The sequence below is a fragment of the Alteromonas sp. 14N.309.X.WAT.G.H12 genome, from assembly GCF_036697315.1.
Classification (GTDB): Bacteria; Pseudomonadota; Gammaproteobacteria; order Enterobacterales; family Alteromonadaceae; genus Alteromonas.
Genome location: NZ_JBAHZB010000020.1, coordinates 1 through 24,601 on the forward strand (window position 1 = coordinate 1; position 24,601 = coordinate 24,601).

Below are 24,601 nucleotides of genomic sequence, written 5' to 3' on the forward strand. Positions count from 1 at the left end.
CTGGCAGGGCTATTGGATCGACGCGGCGTCAGCGCTGCGTATGAGCGATGATGCGGTTATTGTCCTTGATCCGGTAAACAGAAAAGAAATAGACAAGGGCATCGCCGGTAATGTAAAAACATTTGTAGGTGGTAACTGTACAGTATCGCTGATGTTGATGGCATTAGGCGGTCTTTTTGAACAGGACTTGGTGGAATGGGCTTCGCCAATGACCTATCAAGCCGCTTCTGGTTCAGGTGCCAAGCACATGCGTGAGCTGCTTGAACAAATGGGCGCGGTGCACGGTCATGTTAAGGATTTACTCGATGATCCCGCCAGTGCCATTTTAGACATCGATAAAAAAGTGGCCGAGTTTATTCGCTCTGACGAGAATCCTACGGCGCAATTTGGCGTGCCGTTGGCGGGCAGCCTGATTCCGTATATTGATAGTCAACTGCCTTCAGGCCAAAGTCGCGAAGAGTGGAAAGCCCAGGCCGAGGCGAATAAGATTCTTGGAACTCAAGATGCGCCAGTACCCATTGACGGATTGTGCGTGCGCGTAGGCGCTATGCGTTGTCATAGCCAGGCGGTAACCTTGAAGTTAAAGCAAGACATCAGTGTTGATGAGATCCAAAAAATATTGGCGAGTCACAATGACTGGGTGAAAGTGATCCCCGATGACAGAGAGGTTTCCATGGCAGAGCTTACGCCAGCCAAAATAACCGGGACTTTATCTGTTCCTGTGGGTCGGATCCGTAAACTGAACATGGGGCCCGAGTATATTTCAGCCTTTACCGTAGGCGATCAGTTATTGTGGGGCGCGGCAGAGCCTCTGCGCAGAATGTTGCGCATCTTATTGGAAAAATAAGTTTTAACGGGTTGGTGTTAAAAGACAAAAGGCCCTCCAGTTTACACTGGGGGGCCTTTTTTCATGATCTAATAAAATTAATTATTCTCTTTTTTGTCCATTTCCTCTTGTACGGCATCGGCATCTAAATCGGTAATATCCACTTTCCCTGCGTTGATAGCTTGTATCTTTTTAATACGTTGTAATATTTCTAGCTGAGTGGCGGGGAAACGGGTGCCCAATCGCGCTTTTTCTGTCAAGCTTTCACCAAATGGGTTCTCGATATTGGATAAAGCCATCCCGCCGTCCCCACTGCTGGTAGGCTGGGTAGACCGAACGGCATCTAATATGGCTGAGCCGTTTATCATACTGGAGCCGCCATACTCACGGGTACCCCCGGTCAGGTTGGCCAGTTGCCAGTCTTGATTGCCAAACTCCAGCGCCTCGGCATCCCGAATTTCGGTGTACATCTCGTCTTCAAGGTAGTCGAGTAAGTGATCCTTAAGCTCTGCAACATCGTTATCGAAAAAGACTAAGTTGCGCTCATAAAAAACCGATACTTTGCCGTCATAATAGGTTCCTCGGTTAGAATTGACAAACTCCGTTGCAGCGTCTTCTAATTGGCGCCATACATTTTTTCCGCTAAAGGCTTTAGGCTGAATGCTGGGGCCGCCGATATTCCCTTGAAACAATCCATAGATCACCAACGGGTTTCTCGGGTACTTCTCTTTTAAAATGGTAAATTGGATATCGTCTAAACTTAAAGGAACGCCCGCTACGTTAAGGGTTTTTTGGGCAAGAATGGAATCGCTATCGCCGTAATCGAGCAGCCGCTTTATGCTGCCAGAGGGCGAGGCCTTTGCCATTTCATCCAGTAAGGTGAAGTTATACAGGTTTAACCAATAGGCCAGTTGTTCATTGCGGTTGAGATAATGCAGGGGGACTTCCGAGGGTAAGGCTTCAAGGCTATCTTGTAAAACGGTGAGTATATTGGCCACCTCTTCATCTCGGAGTGATTCAAAGTTAAACCGATTTCCTTCCAGCGCAGTAAGGCGATTAATGCGAACCTTGATACGGCTACCTGTGTTTTGCGGACGGGGGGCTTTTTCTCGGGTAGAGCGCCCCACATCTAAGACCTGAGCTTGCAAAAACGCATTTAAATCATCGTAAGACACTTCCAGTTTTGCGTTCTCATCGTCGCCCCTAAAAGGGGCTGGAATTTTTTGTTCATCCGCGAAAGTAAGGGGGCCGCCCAATGAACAGAGCATGAATATAACCAGCGTTCCTATTCTCATTTTAATGTCCTTTATCTATGCTGAAGTGAGTGTTTGTGTGTTTCTTTACATCGCCTATACGCTTATAAGCTGATTGGTTAAAGACTTCAAGCTGTCAGAGATGTTTTTAGGCGAATAAAGCGGCAGCAAAAATTGCCATACCACCCTTGTCGCGTCGGCAAACACGTCCACAAGAAAAGGAACAATGCAAGCCTGTACAGGACACTAATAAAATGACTTTACTTGGTGTTAAATTCTATCATTTATTATATATTCGAAAATATATGCTCAATATGTGATGATTTTTGATTTATCTGACATGAATATTCTATTTTCATTCAGCTATTATATTCACTCGAAATTACAAAGCAGGGTGTCATCATGTCATTGTGGATAGCGCAAGCAGTAAAGAAGATAAATGCCGATTACCAGCGTTCAGCAGATACACATCTCATTAAATTAGACAGTGGGTCATTACCCGGTATCGATATCTACTTAAAGGATGAAAGTACCCATCCTACTGGTAGCTTAAAGCATCGTTTGGCCCGTTCTTTGTTTCTGTATGCTCTGTGTAACGGCAAAATCCACGAAAATACCACCGTGGTAGAGGCGTCATCAGGCAGTACGGCGGTATCGGAGGCTTATTTTGCACGTATGCTGGGCATTCCGTTTATTGCGGTGATGCCTCGCAGTACCGCCCAAAGTAAAATTCGTCTCATTGAAGCCTTTGGTGGCCAGTGCCATTTTGTTGATTGTCCAACTCAAATGCATGATGAAGCGCAACGTATTGCCCAGCAGAAAAATGGCTACTTTATGGATCAGTTTATGTATGCCGAGCGGGCAACGGATTGGCGGGGTAGTAACAATATCGCTGAGAGTATTTTTGGACAGATGTCGGCAGAGCCGCATCCCATCCCTCATACTGTGGTAATGAGTGCGGGCACTGGTGGTACGTCTGCCACCATTGGCCGGTATATCCGCTACCGAGGTATCAACACCAAATTGCTGGTGGTGGATCCGGAGCATTCTGTTTTTTACGACAGCTTTAATCTAAAACGACCGGATCTCACCGCCAACCGAGGCAGTCGTATTGAGGGCATTGGTCGCCCTCAGGTGGAAGCGTCATTTCAGATAGATGTAATTGATAACATGTTAAAAGTGCCTGATCTGGCCAGTATTGCCACCATGCGGTGGTTGAATCGAAGGGCGGGTATTAAAGCTGGGGCATCCACAGGCACCAATTTGTGGGGCGTGTTTCACGTAGCTCGCCAAATGCAACAGCGGGGCGAAACAGGATCAATCGTGACACTGATGTGTGATAGCGGCGAACGCTATCTTGATACCTATTATAATGATGAATGGGTGAAGCAGGAGTTTGGTTCCACTGATGAATATGATGAACAACTTGCTCGTTGGCTGGGATGATGGGGGAAATTCAGCCCGCTAGCCAATGAAATAAATCTCTCATTTTATTGGCGAAATTGTTCCTGTACGACAATACTTAAATGCATATTTTTATATTCATGAAGTCTTTTCGTAAAGGAATACTCGTTTGAAAATCTGCAATGGGTTATGCCTGTGCCTAATGCTGCCTGGATTCTCGTCCTTCGGCGCCACGGAGCCCTCTGGCATTGAGTTTTCTGGTTTCGCTAGGTTGGTTGCGGGCTACCTAAATACTGATGAAGCCAGCTTTGAAGGCTATGAAAATAAAGTCAGTCTGTCAGAAAAATCCTTGTTGGGCTTTCAGGTTGATTACGCCTTTTCCTCTCAGCTTTCTGTGTCTGCGCAATTGCTTGCGCATAGTGATGACTCCCGTGACTCAGGCGTTCAATGGCTTTACCTGAACTATGAACCGTCATCTGCCTGGCAATTTAAGGCTGGCCGATTACGTACGCCGTATCTAAAATATTCTGATGTTGTGGATGTGGGGTTTACCTATCCTTGGTTATCGGCGCCACAGCAACTTTATGGCAGTTATTTGTTTTTTCCTCAGTATGATGGCATCACTGGGCGATATCGATTTAATTTAGATAAAGTGTATGTCGAAACCGAGCTCTATTATGGCAGTTTTGAAGATGAGGTTACCGCCAGTGGATCGCATTTTTCCCTTGAGGTGAATCAGCTTTATGGGGGCGTTGTACAGGTAACATACAGCGGGCTGCAATTTAGGGTGGCATCGCTAGCCAGTCAAGATCTCGAAGTAAAAATCGATGGTATAGAGCAACTAATTGGAGCCTTGACGGGAGCTGGTTACAGCGAGCTCGCGGCATTCTTTCAGTTGGACGGCAGTGCCGAATCCTATGTCATGGGGTTAACGTACGACAGTCTTGATTGGTTTTTTGTTGCAGAACGAATGAAAGTGAGTACTGATACAGCGATGCTTTCCGGCATTGATAATTACTACCTTACACTGGGACGACATTGGAATGAATTTCAATTTTTAATCACCTTTTCCCATTCTAAGCAAACGCTAAATACGCTCGATAACACGATTCCGGTAGGCGTTGATCCTAACCTTGATAGTCTTTATTACGGTCTGGAAGACTTCGCGTCCATGTATCCCATTGATGACTTAAATACGGTTACATTAACTGGGCGATGGGATTGGTCGCCCTCGTTTGCATTTAAAGCCGAGGTGTCATTTCTCAATGGCGAGCGTGGAAAAACGTCATTTTTTCATATCAAAGAAAGTGCCCAGGATTTCGATCGAAAGGCAATCTTGTACCAGCTCGGTGTGGAGTGGGTATTTTGATCAAATATATCCTCTTTTTCATGGTTGCTAGCCTTGTGGTAAGTACAGGTGCCACAGCCAGTGAGCAGCTTGTGGTGGTCGCCCATACACAGGCGCCATTGCGGTCTTTGGAAAAACATGAAATCCGAAATTTATTTATGGGCGGGATGTTAGATAATTTAACCCCTGTTGCCTTTGCGCCTGGTGTGAAAGAGCGGCTTATTTTTAATACCCGTATAGTGGGGTTAACGGAATCACGCATTCAATCCTACTGGGCACAAATGCGTTTTAGTGGGCGGAGTCATCCTCCAGTGGAAGTACAAACGGTGGATGAAATGTTGGACTATCTGTTACAACACGAGGACTGCGTCGGATATTTACCCGCCGGTATGGAACTTCCACCGTCGTTATCCGTTATTTATCAACTCCAGTAAGGATATTTTAAGTTATTGAATAAGTTCAATTTCCTGACTCGTTTCCAGGGGCTCTGGCTTGCCATAATAATATCCTTGCAGCAATTCACAACCATGCTCAATAAGAAACCTTGCTTGCTCGGGGGTTTCTACCCCTTCTGCACACACGCTTAGGTTTAAGTTTTTTGCCATATCAATGATGGTGACAGTGATGAGCTCTGAGCGTTCAGACTTACCAATTTGATTGACAAACTGTTGGTCAATTTTTAGTGTATCGATATTAAATTCTGTTAAATAACTTAAAGACGAATAGCCCGTACCGAAATCATCAAGCGCAATTTTACAGCCTATTTTACGTACTTGTTCAAAAAAGGTATTACCGGATTGAAAGTTCTTTAAAAAGGCCGATTCGGTAATTTCAAATTCAATGGCACTGGCATGGGGCCCTAACCCCTCAACCGATGAGAGGGCGTACTGTATCAGCTTTTCATTTTGAAGGTCCGATGCCGAGAGGTTTAATGATACGGTAGTTGCATAGCCGTGTTTAGCCAGAATATGCGGCACATCTTTGCATACCTGGCTTATTACCCAGGTGGTGATGGCTGAAATTTTGTCGCTTTGCTCCGCGATGGGGATAAATTCGCCCGGTGATACGATACCAAAATGGGGATTGTACCAGCGCAATAACGCTTCTAGGCTTTTCACTGAGCCGTTTTCATCAACTTTAGGCTGGTAAGCAATGAAAAATTCGTTGTTTTCAAGCGCTGTATAAATGCTGGTGGCAATACGAAGCATACGCTGGTTGTCGTCCTGCATGATACGGGTAAACAAGGTATACTGGCTTCTGCCGCAGCGCTTTGCATGGTACATGGCAACATCGGCATTGCTAATCAAGGTGACAGGGTCATAATCACAATCTTTGGCCATTGCAATGCCAATACTCACTCCGGTTTCTAGCTTCCATTGTTCGACTATGTGGGAGGTGCTTAAAGTATCGACGAGTCTTTGGGCAATTTCTTCAATTTTTATCAGACTGACTTCATCACTTAGGATCACAACAAATTCATCTCCCCCTAAACGTCCAACAATATCGCCTTCCCGAAGGTTTGTGGTGATTTCATCGGAAATCTCACACAGCAATTTGTCGCCGACGTCATGGCCAAAAGAATCGTTGACCATTTTAAAACCGTCTAAATCAAGAAAGAGTATGGCAACATCACGTTCATGACGCTTTGCGCGGGCCAGTTCGATACTAAGGCTTTTCATTAGAAATTGGCGGTTGGGCAGCCCTGTTAGGGGATCAAAATTCGCCAGTTTCTCCATTTGTGCCTGTTGTCGTGTAAGCAAACGGTTTTTCTGATTGATTTGTTCTGTTTGCTGACTGATGTCAGACATCATATTGTTGAAGCCTCGGGTGAGAGCTCGTATTTCTGATTTCCCCTCAATGTTTACCGCCACTGCGTAGTCTTTTGTTTTTTCTATATGACGCATTTTGGCAATAAGTTTAAATAACGGGAGCAGTGAGCGTCGCTGCAATTCAAGCACGATAAAAAGAGAAAAGATCAGGATCGTTAGCACAAACGGAAGGGTTGAATAGGTGAAGTCCCGACGACTGGCAGCGAGTGCATTTTCAATGTTATAAGACAAAACAAGCTTGCCTTGTACAAGCTGTGGGTTGCCAATCATCTTCACGATTTGAATGTGACCATCCTCGATATTGAGGCCGTAATCTAATTCGAACCGTGCTTTTTGGCTATCTATGCTGTGGTAGGGCGTATTCTCAAGTCGAAGGTGTGGCGTACTTTGCCCCGTGTAAGATGAAATAAGGGTTCCTTGTGCATTATAGACTTGGGCAAATTCGACATTTTCATATTCATCTAGGCGTAATAAAATACTAACGATGGAAAAGTTGCCGGGTTCTTCGTTCATATAGGGGAGGAGATCCACCGTGATATTGTCGGTTAATGAGGTCAGTTGTTCGGAAACAAAATCTTCGTACAAGCCTTCATAAACCTGTAACGACACCCAGATAACAAGTCCACTGATAAGGGAAATTGAAACCAAGGTGATGACGGCGATGTGTGACCGGAGGCTTTTCAATATGCGACCTTATGACTGCTGTTCTAATAATTATTGGGACATATACCGTTAAGATTAGACGAAAGCTGCTATTTATCCATTTTTGATGGTGTTTTAGTGCCGCTAATGGTGCCTTTCAACGTGTGCTTGGAACCCATTGATTAATATTGCCGTGAGTGGAGGGATAGGGTGGTAATCTTGCGAGGTTAAAAATCCACCTCGCTATTTGCCAGAAGTCCTGTTAAACTCTGCCTGCCTTTTGAAGGTTCTATTACTATTTGTAAAGCTTCTTCCGTTAGTTCTTTGTGAGTCTCTTGCTCTACTTCCAGAAATCGACTGATTTTAGCCTGCGTTAACATTGATAGCCCTTCTGTGCAAACGGGGTTCAGCCCCTTAATTGTATTTTATACTCTCCTTTACACACATTTTGAGGTTTTCATGTCGTTTACCCCCTTGGGTTTAAGTTCATCGCTACTTAAAGCGGTGTCCGCGTTGGGTTATGAGTCGCCATCTCCTATTCAGGCGCAGGCCATTCCGGTTATTTTATCCGGCAAAGATGTTTTGGCCGCAGCACAAACAGGCACAGGAAAAACTGCCGGTTTTGCTTTACCAATATTACAAAATTTACAAGCTGGGCAACCGGCTAGGGCCAATCAGGTGCGGGCGTTAATTTTGACTCCCACACGTGAATTGGCTGCACAGGTCGAAGATAACATTCGCGGGTTTAATCAGTTTTTGAAACTGAAAACCACCGTGGTGTTTGGCGGTGTTGGTATTAACCCGCAAATGAAGCGATTGCGTGGAGGCACCGATGTTTTGGTGGCCACACCAGGACGCCTTCTGGACTTGTATCAGCAACATGCGGTGAAGTTTGAGCAGTTAGAAGTCTTAGTCTTGGACGAAGCTGACAGAATGCTGGACATGGGATTCATCCATGATATTAAACGCATTTTAAAAGTACTACCGAAGAAGCGTCAAAACCTGCTTTTCTCTGCGACTTTTTCACCTACCGTTACCGCGCTGGGTGAATCCATCGCTTCGAATCCGGTAAAGATTACCACTGCCCGCCCGAATACCACGGTTGCGGAAGTACAGCAGCGGTTAGTGAACGTGGATAAATCGAAAAAAGTCAGCGCGCTTACTACGCTAATCAAACAGCAGAATTGGCGACAAACCTTGGTGTTTAGTCGTACCAAACATGGTGCAAACCGGGTTGCGACACGCTTGACCAACTCTGGTATACCCAGTGCCGCTATCCACGGCAATAAAAGTCAGGGCGCCCGTACTCGTGCGCTAAGCGATTTTAAAGACGGTAAAATCAACGTGCTGGTGGCTACAGATATTGCGGCCCGAGGTATTGATATTGCCCAGTTGCCCATTGTGGTTAACCTGGATTTACCGAATACTGCCGCCGACTACGTGCACCGTATCGGTCGAACTGGACGGGCTGGTGCTACCGGTGAGGCTTGGTCATTAGTCAGTGCCGATGAGTTGTCTCAACTTAAAGATATCGAGACACTCATTCAAAAGTTGTTACCTCGGGAAACCCTGGCCGGGTTTGAACCCAGCCAGATGTTAAGTGAAACCCGTTTAACGGCACCGAAAAGACCGAAAAAACCAAAGAAGCCTAAAGGGGCAAACTCGGAATCATTTTGATTCCAGCGTAAGATTGACGCCGTTAAAATCCTCTTGTAGGTGATGCTGACTATTCGTTAAAAACAACCGGTTAGCATCCACTTCTGCCACATTGACCAAATAGCTTTTTACTGCTTTTGCCCGCGAGTCGGCCAGTACGGTCAAATCCGCTTCGCTGGCTTGATAGTGGTTTCTTAACTGGTTATACAAACTGATGGTCAATGCCTGTTGTATGGCATTGTCTTCTACCGGTGTATCGGTATTTTCCTGTTGCAACTGGGCACTAATGTGTTCTTTTTCACTTGCCACATCACTGTCCATCACCTCATTAAATAACGCCATAAGACTGTCTGATAACGGGCCTTCTAAAGGAAAGCTACTGGCAGACAGATCTTCGGGCAATGCGGCTAAAGACGAGCGAGTAAGTAGGATATTTTGTAACGTCTGTTCTGCTAATTCGCGACTGTCAGCGACGGCATCCACCGAGCCTTCAATATTCACCCGTAAGCCAGGGCGCTGTTTGAGGGCCTCTGCCAGTGTCGTGAGCTTTTCCTTCCCGTTGTCATCCAGCTCATTTATCCCGGCGGCAAAGTCTACAATATTAAGTTCTTCGTCCGATGAAACTAAGCTGGCAAGCAAGGAGAAGGGCGCAGTCACCGCCTTAGTAATGATGTTGCCTATGGCATTAAGAATAATGGATCCGAAACTAAAATCCGGACTATTTACATCACCAGAGACTTCCAGTCCCAAATCAATGACCCCATTTTGGTCTTCCAGCAAGGCCACGGCGAGTCCAAGAGGAAGCTGTAAAGCATCTTCGGAGTCGGTTTTCTTACCCAGGGTTAATTGATCGATAACAAGATGATTTTCACCCTTTAATTGCTCGTCTTCTAATCGATAACTCACATCCAATGACATCAAGCCTTTATCGATGTAATAGCCCATGTAAGTACCGGAATAGGGATTGACCGAGGTCAGTTCTGCACCAGAAACGGAGAAGTCGAGATCCAGATACGGTGAGGCAAGAAACGGGTTTAACTCGCCTTGCAATTTAACCGGCGCATAGCTGTCTATCTTACCTTTTAAATCGACCCCTGCACGGGTGTCTGTTTGGGAACTTAATTGGGTGATGGCACCGTTGAGATCGGCAATACCTGAGGCAAAGCGGGGCGTTAAGGAATAATCGGCAAAATAAGCGCTACCGTCAGTGATGGTCACTTCGGCAATATCCACAGTCATTGGCGTAGCGTCGGCATCATCTTCACTGGCAGATTTCTGTGCCGTGGAGGTTGGGGTATCGTCACTTGGGGGTTGTTCTCGAAGTAAGTCACTTAGGTTTGTTTGCTTATTTTCATCAATTTGGATGTTGGCGTACGGCGCGGAAAGTGTAACCTGCTTAACGGATAAGGCGTTGGCGAGGTTATCAAATTGAACATCTGCCACGTCGAGGGAAGCCCAACTGAGCAACGGCTCATTTTTCCCAGCATCGTTTACCTGTAACTGGTCAATCCGTGCATTTGCCGCAACCTGGATATCGCCCTGAGCGTCGGCTTTGTAATCAGCTGAAGCAAATAAGTGACCATTGTTCATGGTGACGTTGGCATAGTGTGCAATGTAAGGCTGTAACTGGGCCAGTGCAAAATCGTCAAAGGCCAAAGAACCTGAGACCTGTTGCTCTGCCACGTCAACGCTGCCCTGGGTATTGAAACCGGCATGCTGTGCGGCGGCAAGTTGATCACTTCCGGCTTTAAGGGACAGGGAAAAATCTATTGGTTGTGTAAACTGGGTATCAATTTTCCCGGTGCTAAATGCAATGTTGTTAATTTGCCAGTTAACGGTATCGGTGACGGCGTTTTCGCGCACAATCACTTCCCCATTTTGAATACCAAACTGATCTAAAATCACTTGCCATTCTCCCTCATCGCTGGCGTCAGCCGTTGGGGTTGGCGCGGCTTCCTCGGGTGTGGCCTCGGCAACATACAATCGTTGTAGGTCGCTACCTTGTGCATCGACAGTGGTGTCTATGCGAGGTGCTTTTACGGTGACAGAATCGATGGTGACGGTTTGGGCTTGGGAATCCATGTTGATGTTATCAACAACAATGGCCGGTAGGGTAATTTTAGGCACATCGTTTTGCATCAGCGTAAGGGCATCTATGCTCAACTGACCATCAGTAACCTTTACCACTAGATCATCAGCGGTTTGGTTGAGCGTGGCATTAAGGGCAAAACTGATAGAACCGTCACTCAGGGTGCCATCAACCTGATCTTTAATCAGCGGCCAAAACGGGGTGAGTGCAAAGTGTTCTAAGGCAATGTGGGTATCCACGGCTAAGGGAGAAAGCTGAAAAAAGCCGTTTACGCTGATGGTGCCGTTTTGTGCTGTGACAGCGGTAAAATCGTATTGGTTTTCTGTGTCTTTGTTGTTCGCTGCGTTTTCGCTAGGCGTAGCTTGAGTATCTAAATCGGTTAAGGCCACAGACAGTTCAGGGTAATCAAGCTCAGCGCCTGTCACCGAATCGGATATCAGCACATGGCCGTTGAGCAAAGCGAGGTGATCCAGCTTCAGTCGTAATAACTCACTCTCCTCCGATTCTTCTTCTGGGGGCGTTTCTTCGGTTGCAGTTAGGTGATCGACAATGGCTGAGACATTAAAGCGCGGGTTTTCGCCGCCCTCTAGACGCGCAAGGTGAAGGTATGGCCCGTTCAGTGTTAAGTCATCAAGGGTCAACGTTAGCGTGAAAATACTGCGCCAAGCGCTGATATCCACAATAAGATCGTCAAAATGGAATAGCGGGGTAACGTCATCTTTGTTGGTAACGCCAAGGGCGGATACATGAGCACGAAGTAAAAAAGGGTTAATGCTAACGTTACCCACTAAGACATTGGCGTTTAACGTTTCAGAAAGCGTATCCGGTAGTGTACTTTTCAGGTATGCAGGAACTGCTAAGCCTAAGGTGACTAGATAGATGCTGTATACACACAGCGTGATGACAGAAAAACGAAACCATCTGGGTTTTGTTTTGAATCGGTTTATCAGATTTTTAGGCATGGTCTTAGCTATCAAAAAAGAGAAGAAGGTAGCGGGCTGTAAGAAAGGAAATATTCAGCCCGCCAAATGCAGCTTATAAAGCTGAGAGTAAATTATCTAGTCCTGATTCAAAAATAGATTGGGTTTCTGTTGCATCTTCAGCGCTAAAGTAGCTGCTGATTTGTGATACAAAGCTGCTGATCATATCAGTAGACAAACCTAAGGATTCAAATTGACTTTGCAGTTCGTTAACCGAGCTGATGGTGTCACTGTATTCAGAGGCTTTATCCATCAGGCCAGACAGGGCACTGGTACTGCTGCTTTCAGTGCTATCTGTATCTGGTACACTTTCTAACAAGGAATCTAGACCTGTGATATTACTGGCCAATTCGGAGTAATCAGAGGTGGATAGGTTACCTTTTACATAACTGAAAATGGACGCCAAACCGCCTTCAGATTGAGACTCAGTCACACCGAGGTTTTCAGTTACGCTACTGACTAAGCTACTTACATCCAAACTAGAGGTGGTTTCTTCAGTGGTTTCTGTGGTGGAGGTGTCTTTGCCCAACAAGCTTGATAAGTCTTGAAGAGAAGTACTTGCACTGGCAGGCAGCGCGAAAGTAAGTGCAAGGACGGCAGTAACAACAGCGGGTTTAAAGTTCATGGTAATACTCCTGTATGTAGAGCGAAAGTCAAAAGGTCCTGATACTGCTTAGATGGGGTTACGCAATTTAATTGCGTACGGTTTACACCATTTAAACAAATACTATCGGCTCAATTAGTTATCCGATTTTACAATCGCAAATGTTATCCGTTTCTTTCCATAGGCGCACTTATACTTCTTACTAAAATTGCCGTGGTAGAGGAAGAAAAGGGCGAGTATCCGAGATTGTATGTGAATGTAAATATTTGCAGAAGATTATAAATCAACCGTAATGAAATAATAAACGACCTTTACAATGCGCTGACATTCAATCAAGGTATAAAAGAGACGCTTTATAAAAATAAATTATAGTGATTTATCTGAGTAGAACCCATATGCCTGCCAAAAATTCGCCCCAAGACACTGACGTTGAGTCGTGGTTGCAACAACATTCTTCGCCTAAAGGCCAGTCAGGCTTAAGAGCCGCCAATGAACGACGGATCTTGGCGCTGATCCGGCAACACCATCACCTGCCAAAATCCATTATTGCCAAAGAGACAGGGCTGTCGGCCCAAGCGGCTACGGTTATTATCAATAAGCTTGAACAAGAAGGACTTGTGCTTCGGGGCGCACCGCAAAAAGGGAAGCGGGGCCAGCCGTCCATCCCATTTTCACTCAATGCCCAAGGCGCATTTGGGTTAGGGATCCGTATTGGGCGACGGAGTATTCAACTGACACTCATTGATTTTTGCGGCAAGGTGCAAGCTTCGTTACGCGAGCAATGGCAGTATCCTACGGTGGATGCCATGAATCGGTTTGTGCAAAAGGCCATCCCGGCAGTGACGGCACCTCTTACAGCAGAACAAAAACAAAAGTTATGTGGTGTTGGGGTGGCAATGCCGTTTGAAATTTGGCGTTGGAGTGAACAGGCTGGAGCCCCGGAAGCGGTATTAGAACAATGGCGTCAACTGGCCATTGTACCGGCCTTACAACAGATGATTTCCCTGCCTGTGTTTATGTGTAACGACCACACAGCGGCTTGTGCTGCCGAACTGTGGTATGGAAAACACAAACAACTGAATGATTATTTATATTGCTTTATTGGGACTTTTGTCGGTGGGGGGTTGGTTATCAATCGCCAACTTCATGTGGGCCGTAACGGTAATGCCGGAGCGCTAGGATCTTTGCCATTTAATCAGGGCGGTACACAGACACAGCTTATCAATCAGTCGTCACTTTATCTTTTAGAGCGCATGCTTAACGAGCATCAAATTGACAGCACGTTTTTGCATAGCAACACCGCCCCCTGGCCCCATGACTTGCCCGGTTTAGATGGGTGGATTAATGATGTTGCCTCTGGTCTGGCCCACGCCGCCCTCAATGCCCACGGGATCCTCGATTTGGATGCGGTGGTCATTGAAGGGGCGCTGCCCCGTGGTGTACTTGCAAAGGTGGTGGCATCGTGTAAGCAAAAGCTGGCGGACGCGGATAAACGGGGACTCACCCCAGTGACGCTTCTAGAAGGTTCTGTGGGTGCCGATGCCCAATCTTTGGGGAGTGCTCATTTGCCTCTTTTAATGCTATACAGCAATTAGTTGTTATCAATTAAATAAAATTAGTTGATTTATTGTTAAAACTGCAATAAATTGCTGCTTCTCTTTTACCCCGTTGGGCAGTCCACACATTGAGCGGAGATGATAAAATGCAAATTTTATGCATGGGTGAGGCATTAATCGACATGTTATCCACAAAGGGAAAGCCCGGTGTGGATGAAAACAATGAAAGTTTTCGCAAATTTGCAGGTGGTGCGCCGGCAAATGTTGCTGTGGCTGCTGCCAAGTTAGGTGGAGAAAGCTACCTGTTTGGCAAACTGGGTAAAGATCAGTTTGGCGATTATTTGCTTAAAACATTAAAAGCCCTTGGGGTGAATACCCGGTTTACTACCTATTCTGATAAAGGTAAAACCGCCTTGGCTTTTGTGGGCCTGGACGCTGACGGTGAGCGCTCTTTCGATTTTTATATTGAAAACGCCGCACATATTGATCTTAGTGTTAAGGATTTAGATGACGGGTTGTTTGCTTGTCCTCGGATTGTGAGTTTTTGTTCGGGGTCTGTCTCCATGCCTTCCTTGCGGGATGTGACCAAAGAGGCTATCAAGGGCTTTAAGCAAGCCGGTAGTATCTTATGTCTGGATATCAATCTTCGTCCTGCATTTTGGGACGACGCGGCGTTGGCGCCTGAAAAAATTGATGAAACCGCGCGCCAAGTGGATTTTATTAAAGCCAGCAAAGAAGAGTTGGTGGAATTATATGGTGAAGCCAATATAGAAGGGCGAATCCAAAGCTGGTTAGCGGCTGGTGTTTCATTGGTACTTGTCACCAATGGTGGTGAACCCGTGGTGTTTTACAGTAAAGATACCCAAGGGGTATTCCCAACACCGGATGTGAATGCGGTGGATACCACGGCTGCCGGTGATGCCTTCGTCGGCGGCTTCTTGTATCAGCTATCTTCTCAGGTGACGGATTGTGACAGTTTTAAAGCTTGGTCGCAAAACGCAGAAGAAATTATGCACGCGTTGCAGTTTGCCACCCAGTGTGGCGCCCATGCGGTATCACATTATGGCGCCTTTGATGCGCTGCCGACACAACAAGATATCCAGCAACAAAAAGCGTAATTTATCACGATAAACACGCTGAAATTTCAGCAATTAGCCCTTAGGGGCCTTATGTTCCGGATAAAAGAGAAGAGCAGGCAGCGACAGGGTTGTCGCTGCTTGTGGATCATCAGCTAAACTGATTAATAATGGATGAAAAGTCCAGTGTGCTATTTCCCTTCTCACAATGTTCAGCAAACAGCGTAGCGGCTCGCTCGCCCATAGGCACATCGGCAGATACCGATTGCGCCCCCTGCATGGCAAGCTTAAGATCTTTTAACATCAGTGCTGAAGCGAATCCGCCTTGAAATTCATGATCCGCTGGGCTTTCTGGGCCTACACCTTTCACCGGGCAGTAGCTGGTCATCGACCAGGTTTGGCCAGAGGCATTGGATGCAATATCGTAAAAGACCTGTGGATCTAAGCCTAATTTCTGCGCCAGTTGAAAACTTTCACAAGTGGCAATCATCGATGCGCCAAGGAGCATGTTATTGCATATTTTTGCAGCTTGTCCTGCACCTTGCTTGCCAGCATGAATAACATTTTTTCCCATGGCGTTAAGCACCTCTTTTGCCTGTGCAAAGGCATGGCTATCGCCACCGACCATGAAGGTTAGGGTGCCAGCCGATGCCGCGGCAGTGCCGCCGGAAACCGGTGCATCTAACATGGGCAGTTGTTTTTCCTGGGCCAGACCCGAGACATATTGTGCGGTGGCAACGTCGATAGTGGAGCAGTCGATCAATAAGGTGTTTGGTTTAACATTGTTGAGAATATCTTTTACGTAGAGTGCCTTAACATGCTCACCTGCTGGCAGCATAGTGATCACTATATCGGCATCACTCACTGCCACCTGTGCACTAATGGCTATCTTACAGCCAAAGGTGGTCGCGTTATTCATGGCGGCTTCATTAAGATCAAAGGCCACCACCGGAAATTCATGTTTCACTAGGTTTTTGGCCATGCCGGAACCCATATTGCCCAATCCGATAAATGCGAGTTTTTTCATCAGATTTTTCCTCGTTGTTAGAAAACTAAAATAGGTGCTGGTGCTAATAGCACAGGCCTTGCTTATCCCATGGTAGGAATATCAAAAGCATTGTTGTCGTTGTCCGTGCCATCCGGCCAGCGTTGGGTGATGGTTTTGACTTTCGTCCAGAATTTCACACCTTCCATTCCGTGTTGATTGGTATCGCCAAAGGATGAGCGTTTCCATCCACCAAAGGTGTGATAAGCCACAGGAACCGGAATAGGGACGTTGATACCTACCATACCAACGTTAACTCGGCGGGCGAATTCCCGGGCCGCATGACCGTTGCGGGTATAGATGGCGACGCCGTTACCATATTGGTGTTCGCTGGCCAGTTGTAAGGCTTCGTTAAAGCTATTAGCTCGGACCATTTGCAACACGGGCCCGAAAATTTCTTCCTGATAGGACTGCATGGAAGCGGTGACCTTGTCAAAGAAAGTCGGCCCGATAAAATAGCCGTCAGTATTGCCGGGAATTGTATGTTTGCTACCATCGTAAACCAGTTCAGCCCCTTCTTTGATTGCAAGATCAATATAGTGGCTAATGCGGGCTTTATGTTGGGCGGTGACCACGGGGCCATAATCGGCTTTGGGATCATCAGAGGGTGCCACGACAATCTGTTTCATGGCCGCGATGAGTTTTTCACGCAGGGCATTGGCGGTGTCTTCTCCTACCGGCACCACAACAGGCAATGCCATGCAGCGTTCACCGGCAGAGCCAAAGGCGGCACCAACCAAATCTTTGACCACCTGATTTAAATCGGCATCGGGCATGATAATACCGTGGTTTTTCGCCCCTCCCATAGCCTGAACCCGTTTGCCCGCTCGTGCACCACGTTCGTAAACAGCATGGGCAATATCCGATGAGCCCACAAAACTTACGGCTTTTATGTCGGGATGATCAAGAATACAACCGACAATTTCTTTGTCACCGTGCACCACATTAAGCAAACCGGGAGGCAGGCCAGCTTCAATCATCAGTTTAGCTAATTCCACCGGCACAGATGGATCCCGTTCAGAGGGTTTTAGAATAAAGGCATTTCCGCAGGCGATGGCAACACCAAACATCCACATGGGGATCATGGCGGGGAAATTAAAAGGAGTAATGCCGGCAACCACACCGAGGGGCTGACGCATGGAATACACATCAATACCTGGCCCCGCCCCTTCGGTATATTCGCCTTTTAGTGCATGGGGAATACCGCAGGCAAATTCGATGACTTCCAGCCCCCGTTGAATGTCGCCTTGGGCATCACTAAAAACCTTACCGTGCTCGCTGGAAAGTAATTTCGCTAGGCGATCTTTATTGGCTTCTACTAATGCTTTGAAATTAAACATTACCCGCGCTCTGCGCTGGGGGTTGGTCGCTGCCCATGCCATTTGAGCTTCACGGGCAGCAGCAACGGCACTTTCCAGTGTTGCATGGGTGCCTAAAGGTACTTGAGCCTGAACTGTGCCTGTATTTGGGCAAAAGATTTGAGCATGTTTTTCATCAGATAAATTGACTTCTTCACCATTAATAAAATGTGGCAGTGTTCGCATTGCGGTTCTCCTTACATAGTATTAACAATATTCTTACTTTTTGTTTTAACAAACAAGGCCTATACTTGCAGCCAGTAGCTGTAAAAATGCAGGCATTTTGATGAATTGGGATGACTTAAGACTATTTCTTGTGTTGGCAAGAAATGGCCGTGTTGGGTTAGCAGCAAAAGGGGCTGGTGTGGATCCAACCACGTTAATACGACGTGTAAAAAAGCTGGAGGATGCACTAAGTTGCACTTTATTTGAATTAACCAAAAAGGGCTATGTGCTCACCAGTCAGGGAACACGCTTGGTGAAGTACATCGAAAAAGCAGAACATCATTTGTTGCAGGCACAACAAGAGCTCAGTGGCGACCGGGAACACTTGAGCGGTACCATCAGAGTGAGTGTCTCAGAAGGCTTTGGGACCTGGTTTCTTGCGCCGTTACTGGCCGACTTTAAGCAGCGATATCCCGCCATTGGCATTGAGCTGGTCGCCACCAGTGGCTTTTTAAATTTAAACAAGCGGGAAGCCGACATGGCGATTTTGCTTGAAAAGCCTACCAACGGACAGCTTTACACTCAGCGTCTAACGGATTATGAGCTTTATTTGTATTGTCATCAGACCTTGCTTGATACCTACGGTACCCCTCATGATACCAGTGAGTTAGGCGCGTTTAATTTAGTCAGTTATGTCCCTGATTTGTTGTACGCACCGCAATTAAAGTTTATTGAAGAATCCGCGTTATCCAATCTTCAGGCGCTACGTAGTACCAGTATTAATGCCCAATATCAGATGTTGCTCCATGGCGCCGGAGTGGGGATTTTGCCGGCATTTATTGGCCGCAATGCGCCTGCTTTAAAACGGATATTGGCGGATGAAATACGTATTCAGCGTACGTTTTGGCTGGTGACTCATCGAGAAACACGGGAGCAAGCCCGGTTTAAAACCTTTGTGCACTGGTTATCCGAACAAGTTCAAGGGCACAAAGGCCGCTTCGTTGTCAGCGAGTAAGTTTTTTCTTTAAGGAGGCAAGGGCCTTGTGCCCTTTGCTATGATGCAACGTCAGTAAAGCATGAAGCCGCTTCCAAGTTGGAAGCGGCATAACAAGGTTAGAAGGTATAGCTAGCACCGGCAAAGAAGGCAGAGCCACCGGTGTTATAGGTAGAGATATCCTGATAATCCTCATCCAAGGCGTTTTCCAGGCGACCAAATACAGCGAGTTTATCGCTAATATTATAGCGGGCACTGAGATCGAGTAGCACGTAATCTTTTAACGGCGTACCGCTATCCACGGCATCGGCGACCATGCGGACATTGGCTGAGGCCGTAAATTGATCACGCTGATACGTTACCCCAAGATTTCCCAACTGACGGGGACGACGGCTGCGCTGATCGCCATCGGTATCTTCGGTATCGTTATAGGTGTAGTTGGCATTTAGATGCCATTGGGCGGATATGGCCCACTTTGCAATCAATTCCACACCTTCGGAATAGGAGGTGCCTAAATCTTGTAGATAGCCGGAATAGTCGGTGAGATCAAAATAGATGCTGTCTTCTATTTCCTGATTGAAATAGACCACTTCCACTGAGGTTGCCGGTGACAACGTATATTGGAGTCCGACTTCATAGCCTTCGGAAGTTTCCTCTTTGAGATCAGTTTCAGAGGCGGGAGCGTATGCATAAGGGCCCTTGTTGTATTCAATTTCATATAAACTTGGCGCCCGGAAACCTGTACCGTATGCACCCCGAAGTTTGAGTTCTCCGGTATTTAATTGCCACAAATGGGCTGCGCTTAACCGATAGCTGGTGTGTTCGCCAAAATCTTCATTATCATCGTAGCGCAGGCCAGCGGTGATAAATAAATTGTTGGAAGGGTTCGCTTGAAGCTCCGTGTAGTAACCGGTTTGGCTACGACTTTGCTGGGCGGTGGTAATGCTCTCTTCTTCCCAATCGAGGCCATAGACCACCCGATAAATATCGTTGAGTTGGGTGTCGCCCACGTATTCTACCCGCTCTATGGTGCCTTTGGTGAGATAACTGCTTTCACCTAAGGTGAAGTTTTCCCGATCAACCCGGGTTTTTGCGTAAGCCAATTGATGATGTCCAGAGTCCAGGGCATAGTCAGCGCTTAGGCGAAGGTTTTGTTGGTCAAATTCGCTGGTACAATCGTCCACATAGCCGCCACTGTAACAATGGTCGAATTCGCCATCGCCATCACTGTTGCGAGCCACGAAGCCCAAGGTCAGTCTATCGGTGGCGTGAACATTTACCCGGGCATGTACGGTGGTATTGTCATAGCCGTCATCGTCTTTAAGATCCACATCATCCACCCGGGAATTGAAGCCATCGGTGCTGTAATCAGCAACAGAAAGGTAGGCATCAACGTATTGTGTGCCGGCACCGACTTCTGCACTCAGGTTGGTGGTGTCATAACGCCCAGCTTCTGCGCGTACGCCACCATACACACCTTGCTCGGTATGACCGGTTTGAACATTAATCACACCGCCGGCATCTGCGCCATACATCAACCCTTGTGTTCCACGAAGAATTTCCACGCGATTGATATTGTCACTGAGCAATTGACCAACCCGGGGTTGAACCTGGGTGCCCGTGGGATCAGAGATATCCACACCGTCTACGCGAATTAAGGTTCTGTAGCCTTCTTCACCACGAATACGTAGTGATGTAGCAGAACCTATACTGCCGCTGCTTGTCACATGAATAGCCGGCTGCACACGCAGCACATCGGCGAGGTTGGCATAACCTCGCAGTAAAATATCATCTTTGGTGACAACAGAAACCGACGTGGCGATTTCTCGTAATGGTGTATAAACGCGACTGGAAACCACGACATGTTCAATGTCTTCTTCGGTTTGGGTCTCTGTTGCGGCGAATACCGATGTTGTTGCGCAACTTAAAGCAATGGCCATGGCCAGCTTATTCACTTGCATGTTTCATCCTCAATCATAGCTATATCATTATCTTGAACGATTGAAGGAGGGAGAACGGGAGTGCGAATCCACCAGAGTTGATGAGCAATAGCAATCCAATGAAGCCCTCCGCTTCATTCGTAAATCGACTGTCTGACAGGCCGGTGTCGGGCTTAATGCTCAATGGCATCTTACCGTTGCGGGGGCAGCGGTGGATTACAACAAGGTTTTTGGTTTGTTGATACCACACTTCCCGTTTAACCTGTCCAGATAGCATAAAAGTACTATCCACAGGCACCTGAAGCAGCGGGCGCAACCTTACAAACTGACACCTACAAAGTCAATCTGAATTCAATTTAATTATTTCCTTAAGGTGACACGAGGGAGGCGATGGCGGTTTCCAGCCGCTGGCGTTGACTTGGGTGGGGTAAGCCAAAACGCAGGGCGTCTTTCTCGTCGCATAGCCGTGCATATACCTGATGCTGGCACAGATGTGTAAACCATTGGCTGGCGTGGGGCGTTTTTATGGTACGAAATAACCCCGAGCCTGTAGAGATCAGGTGTAAGTGATGACCTAGCGTGTGATGCAACCATGCGCTGTCTTGCCGCAGCGCTTCTCGCTGGCGTTGTTGCCATGCTTTATCGGCGAAGGCCTGGGTCATCACATGCAGGGCCGGTCCATTCACCGACCAAGGGCCTAATAGTGCGTTACAGCTATCACGCCATTGGGGCGGGGCAAACAACATGCCCATTCGAATTCCGGCCAAACCAAAGAATTTTCCCGCAGAACGTAAAACGAGCAAATTGTCCCGCGCCGGCCGCTTCAACATGGAATGTTCAGGCGTACAATCCATAAAGGCTTCATCAATGATCAGCATGCCTAGGTGTTGTTCAAGACGGTGAAGGAGGGCCTCAAGTTGGTCTTGGTTCGCCATAAAGCCGGTGGGATTGTTGGGGTTAATGAGCACCACCATATCATGGGTGGTGATGGCCGATAGAGCAGGTAGATCATCATAAAAACAGACAGGGATTGAGGTATTTTGCCACGCTTTTTGATGCTCTTTGTAGCCCACTTTAGGTAGCCACACGCGATGGATGGGTTGCTCTTGATGAGCGCATAGCCGGGGTAAAAGTTGGATCACACTTTGGGAGCCGGCAATGGGCATTCCCCCTTCATTGCCGTAATATTGGGCCGCGGCTTGGGTAAAGGTATCTGAAATCTGGGGTAAACGTTGCCAAACATCCATGGGAGGCTGGGTGACTGGGTATGAATAGGGTGATATTCCTGTGGACACATCAATCCAGTCATCCTTGTTACCACCGTATTGGCTAATCATCGCCAGTAATTGTCCGCCGTGTTGTAATGCTGTCATAGGGTGCTCACAAGAAAAGTCAGGCCACCGATGGCCAAAATACTCAAACTCAACAATAAACTTGAGCGTTGAAGTAAAGCTAAGCTTCTACGAATATCCTTCGTGTGGACTTCACGACCTGCCCCTAATACCGGGCTAAGGATGGGCTGCCCATGGTAGAGGGCTTTTTCGCCGCCAAGTTGAATACCCAGAACATTGGCACCCGCTGCCATCACCATTCCGCCATTTGCACTTTTATACTGGGCGGCCTGTTTGCACGACAATTGCCATGATGACCACTGTTGGCTTACCGGCCGTTTTTGTAGGTTATACAACAAAGCGGTGAGTCTGGCTGAGGGCCAACCCATCACGTCATCGAAGCGAGCTGCCGCCCAACCAAAATGTATAAAACGGGTATTTTTATATCCCCACATGGCATCAAGGGTGTTGATAAGCCGGTGTAATATCACCAACGGTAAGCCGCCTATGAGGTAATAAAACAAACTGGCAATGACCGCATCATGGCCGTTCTCCAGTATGGATTCCACCGTGGCCCGGGCGATGTCTTTTTCTGATAATTGTTGTGTGTCCCGTGACACTATGCCGCTAACTTGTTTGCGGGCTAAGTCAATAGCGTTTTGCCCTAACGCGTGGGCGATGGGCGCGGTGTGTTCATACAGGCTTCGTTGACCGATGGCCAAATACAAAATAACGCTATCAACAAGATAAGATATGTAAAAGGGCAGTTCAACAAGGTGAAGAATGAAAAACAACAGGCCCACAATGGGGAGCACAAGACATAACAGGGCAACTACACCGGCAAGCTTGCCATACCCCGGTGACAGATCACTGACATTGAGTGTTTCTTCCAGCCCATTCGCCATATGACCAAAGCCGATAAGTGGGTGAAATCGTACCGGTTCACCTAGCCATCTATCGAGGAGTAACGCGGTTAACAAAATACCGCCAGTTGACAAAAGTTCGGTCAAGATAGGACTCTCGTTTCTCTATTGGTTACTGTGCGGTCTGATAAAACTGTCGAGCTTGATCAATGTCCTGACACATTTTTTCCAGCTCATCGAGCATGCGTGTGGTCATGCGGTGTACTTTGTCTGCATTCGGATGGAGAATAAAATGATTGTTTACCGCCGGGATTTGCGGCCAGGTTTGCCATTTCACGGCATCAGGCTGGCTTTGACCGTGTTTGGAGGGCTGAATAATCACCTGGGGTTGCTTAGCCAGTACATCTTCTAAACTTACCTGGGGGTAATCTTCTTGCATATCGACATAGATATTGCGGCCCCCGCACGCGCTGATTTGCTGTTGTAGCCAGGAGTTACCGGCAACGGTTCGAAGGGGGCGGGACCATAACTCGTAAAACACGGTCACCGGTGGCTTATGCTGGTATTGATCTTCTATTTGGCGCAGGCGGGTAAGATAAGCATTTGCCACGGTTTGGGCTTTGTCTTCCCGGCCGGTAAGTTCACCAAGCAATATAATTTCGTTTGCCACATCGTTTAATTCTGTGGGCTGGGTGTACACCACCGGCATATTGTACTTTTCAAGTCGCAAAAGATCATCGGCAGGATTCCCCGTTCGCCAGGCCACCACAATGTCTGGGCGTAATTGCAGGATCTTCTCTATTTGCAAGCGGGCATAGTTGCCAATTTGGGGGATGGATTTGGCTTGTTCCGGATAATCGGAATGTGCCGTGGTTGCCACAATCTGATCCCCAGCACCAATGGCAAACATGGATTCCACCAAATGGGGAGCCAACACCACCAGTCGTCGCCGTTGTTTATCCTCGTCTGGGATGTCTTGGGCCTGTGAGAATGAACAACATAAGGCGGCAACAAGGGCGAAGGTTAAACGGTATACTCGGCTCACCAGTCGATTCCTTTTTGGGCTTTAATGCCGGCTTCGAAGGCATGTTTTTGCGGGCGGACTTCACTAACTGTGTCGGCAATATCAATTACCGCCCGGTGACAGGCGCGACCGGTAATGATTACACTTTGGTTTCTGGGGCGGTTTTTTAGTGCTTGGACAACCTCATCCACATCCAGATATTTATAGCTGAGCATATAGGTGATTTCATCGAGCATCACCAAATCCAAATTAGGATCGGCGAGCCATTCCTTTGCTTGTGCCCATGCTTTCGTGGCCGCTTTTATGTCGGTGTCTTTATCTTGGGTTTCCCAGGTAAAACCCGTTCCCATAACATGAAAAGGAACATGGTGCTGAAGGAGCAGATCCCGCTCTCCACAAGGCCAGGTGCCTTTCACAAATTGCACCACGGCGCAGCGTAAACCATGACCAACGGCGCGGGTGACGGTGCCAAATCCAGACGTAGATTTGCCTTTTCCGTTACCGGTGAGCACAATAATGATCCCTCGTTCTTCTTGGGCTTGTGCCACGCGCTCGTCAATACGGGCTTTTTGCGCTTCCATCCGTTGTTTGTGTTTTTGCTTATCGTGTTCGCTCATG

At 47.3% G+C, this 24,601-nt stretch carries 20 protein-coding genes and 1 riboswitch; of the genes, 8 read left to right on the forward strand and 12 right to left on the reverse strand.

The window, feature by feature from the left end:
* Nucleotides 1-847: aspartate-semialdehyde dehydrogenase (gene asd / locus V5298_RS08160; protein WP_332930967.1), on the forward strand; the 847-nt coding region annotated here is incomplete at its 5' end.
* 77 nt (nucleotides 848-924) lie between these two features.
* On the opposite strand, the gene V5298_RS08165 is transcribed toward asd, so the two are convergent.
* Nucleotides 925-2,121: a DUF547 domain-containing protein gene (locus tag V5298_RS08165; protein WP_332930968.1), complete on the reverse strand. Its 1,197-nt coding sequence runs from the start codon at nucleotides 2,119-2,121 to the stop codon at nucleotides 925-927.
* A gap of 360 nt (nucleotides 2,122-2,481) precedes the next feature.
* Here V5298_RS08165 and V5298_RS08170 point away from each other — a divergent pair, with 360 nt between their 5' ends.
* The 3 genes from V5298_RS08170 to V5298_RS08180 all read left to right on the forward strand — a co-directional run bounded on the left by V5298_RS08170 (nucleotide 2,482) and on the right by V5298_RS08180 (nucleotide 5,265).
* Complete coding sequence (locus V5298_RS08170) at nucleotides 2,482-3,525, forward strand: PLP-dependent cysteine synthase family protein (RefSeq protein ID WP_332930969.1); 1,044 nt, start codon at nucleotides 2,482-2,484, stop codon at nucleotides 3,523-3,525.
* Between the two features lie 127 nt (nucleotides 3,526-3,652).
* On the forward strand, nucleotides 3,653-4,852 hold the full coding sequence (locus V5298_RS08175; protein ID WP_332930970.1) for a hypothetical protein: 1,200 nt from the start codon (nucleotides 3,653-3,655) through the stop codon (nucleotides 4,850-4,852).
* Nucleotides 4,840-5,265 (forward strand): hypothetical protein, encoded by a 426-nt coding sequence (locus tag V5298_RS08180; protein WP_416351159.1) that lies wholly within the window; start codon nucleotides 4,840-4,842, stop codon nucleotides 5,263-5,265. Before V5298_RS08175 ends, V5298_RS08180 begins: the two co-directional genes overlap by 13 nt.
* A gap of 12 nt (nucleotides 5,266-5,277) precedes the next feature.
* Here the strand turns inward: V5298_RS08180 and V5298_RS08185 are convergent, their stop codons facing one another.
* Entirely contained in the window at nucleotides 5,278-7,344 is a 2,067-nt protein-coding gene (locus tag V5298_RS08185) for an EAL domain-containing protein (RefSeq protein ID WP_332930972.1), read from the reverse strand.
* A 185-nt stretch (nucleotides 7,345-7,529) separates the two neighbouring features.
* Nucleotides 7,530-7,682, reverse strand: coding sequence for a hypothetical protein (locus V5298_RS08190; RefSeq protein WP_332930973.1), 153 nt, complete (start codon nucleotides 7,680-7,682; stop codon nucleotides 7,530-7,532).
* A 79-nt stretch (nucleotides 7,683-7,761) separates the two neighbouring features.
* Between V5298_RS08190 and V5298_RS08195 the strand changes: the two genes are divergently transcribed.
* Nucleotides 7,762-8,979 (forward strand): DEAD/DEAH box helicase, encoded by a 1,218-nt coding sequence (locus tag V5298_RS08195; protein ID WP_332930974.1) that lies wholly within the window; start codon nucleotides 7,762-7,764, stop codon nucleotides 8,977-8,979.
* Here the strand turns inward: V5298_RS08195 and V5298_RS08200 are convergent.
* Together V5298_RS08200 and V5298_RS08205 are read right to left on the reverse strand one after the other, a co-directional pair.
* Nucleotides 8,971-12,009, reverse strand: a complete 3,039-nt coding sequence (locus tag V5298_RS08200; protein ID WP_332930975.1) for a DUF748 domain-containing protein — start codon at nucleotides 12,007-12,009, stop codon at nucleotides 8,971-8,973. The genes V5298_RS08195 and V5298_RS08200 overlap by 9 nt on opposite strands.
* A 73-nt stretch (nucleotides 12,010-12,082) precedes the next feature.
* Nucleotides 12,083-12,652, reverse strand: a complete 570-nt coding sequence (locus V5298_RS08205; RefSeq protein WP_332930976.1) for a DUF2780 domain-containing protein — start codon at nucleotides 12,650-12,652, stop codon at nucleotides 12,083-12,085.
* Nucleotides 12,653-13,026: 374 nt separating this feature from the next.
* On the opposite strand from V5298_RS08205, the gene V5298_RS08210 reads away from it, so the two are divergent.
* Both V5298_RS08210 and V5298_RS08215 read left to right on the forward strand, forming a co-directional pair.
* Entirely contained in the window at nucleotides 13,027-14,226 is a 1,200-nt protein-coding gene (locus V5298_RS08210; protein ID WP_332930977.1) for an ROK family transcriptional regulator, read from the forward strand.
* 107 nt (nucleotides 14,227-14,333) lie between these two features.
* Nucleotides 14,334-15,305: a carbohydrate kinase gene (locus V5298_RS08215; RefSeq protein ID WP_332930978.1), complete on the forward strand. Its 972-nt coding sequence runs from the start codon at nucleotides 14,334-14,336 to the stop codon at nucleotides 15,303-15,305.
* Nucleotides 15,306-15,414: 109 nt separating this feature from the next.
* On the opposite strand, the gene mmsB is transcribed toward V5298_RS08215, so the two are convergent.
* Together mmsB and V5298_RS08225 are read right to left on the reverse strand one after the other, a co-directional pair.
* On the reverse strand, nucleotides 15,415-16,290 hold the full coding sequence (mmsB, locus tag V5298_RS08220; protein WP_332930979.1) for a 3-hydroxyisobutyrate dehydrogenase: 876 nt from the start codon (nucleotides 16,288-16,290) through the stop codon (nucleotides 15,415-15,417).
* A gap of 62 nt (nucleotides 16,291-16,352) precedes the next feature.
* Nucleotides 16,353-17,852 (reverse strand): CoA-acylating methylmalonate-semialdehyde dehydrogenase, encoded by a 1,500-nt coding sequence (locus V5298_RS08225; RefSeq protein WP_332930980.1) that lies wholly within the window; start codon nucleotides 17,850-17,852, stop codon nucleotides 16,353-16,355.
* 100 nt (nucleotides 17,853-17,952) lie between these two features.
* On the opposite strand from V5298_RS08225, the gene V5298_RS08230 reads away from it, so the two are divergent.
* The gene (locus tag V5298_RS08230) at nucleotides 17,953-18,846 is read left to right on the forward strand and encodes a LysR family transcriptional regulator (RefSeq protein WP_332930981.1); all 894 of its coding nucleotides are present in this window, start codon (nucleotides 17,953-17,955) and stop codon (nucleotides 18,844-18,846) included.
* Nucleotides 18,847-18,944: 98 nt separating this feature from the next.
* Here the strand turns inward: V5298_RS08230 and V5298_RS08235 are convergent, their stop codons facing one another.
* The 5 genes from V5298_RS08235 to cobO all read right to left on the reverse strand — a co-directional run bounded on the left by V5298_RS08235 (nucleotide 18,945) and on the right by cobO (nucleotide 24,600).
* Entirely contained in the window at nucleotides 18,945-20,786 is a 1,842-nt protein-coding gene (locus V5298_RS08235; RefSeq protein WP_332930982.1) for a TonB-dependent receptor plug domain-containing protein, read from the reverse strand.
* 121 nt (nucleotides 20,787-20,907) lie between these two features.
* Nucleotides 20,908-21,082: riboswitch (cobalamin riboswitch) on the reverse strand.
* A gap of 51 nt (nucleotides 21,083-21,133) precedes the next feature.
* Nucleotides 21,134-22,138 carry a threonine-phosphate decarboxylase CobD gene (gene cobD / locus V5298_RS08240; RefSeq protein ID WP_332930983.1) on the reverse strand — a complete coding sequence of 335 codons (1,005 nt, stop codon included), beginning with the start codon at nucleotides 22,136-22,138 and terminating at the stop codon, nucleotides 21,134-21,136.
* Nucleotides 22,135-23,106, reverse strand: coding sequence for an adenosylcobinamide-phosphate synthase CbiB (gene cbiB / locus V5298_RS08245; protein ID WP_332930984.1), 972 nt, complete (start codon nucleotides 23,104-23,106; stop codon nucleotides 22,135-22,137). Before cbiB ends, cobD begins: the two co-directional genes overlap by 4 nt.
* 25 nt (nucleotides 23,107-23,131) lie before the next feature.
* Nucleotides 23,132-24,004 (reverse strand): cobalamin-binding protein, encoded by an 873-nt coding sequence (locus V5298_RS08250; protein WP_332930985.1) that lies wholly within the window; start codon nucleotides 24,002-24,004, stop codon nucleotides 23,132-23,134.
* Nucleotides 24,001-24,600 carry a cob(I)yrinic acid a,c-diamide adenosyltransferase gene (gene cobO / locus V5298_RS08255; protein WP_332930986.1) on the reverse strand — a complete coding sequence of 200 codons (600 nt, stop codon included), beginning with the start codon at nucleotides 24,598-24,600 and terminating at the stop codon, nucleotides 24,001-24,003. The genes V5298_RS08250 and cobO overlap by 4 nt, the downstream gene beginning before the upstream one ends.
* Nucleotide 24,601 lies beyond the last annotated feature (1 nt).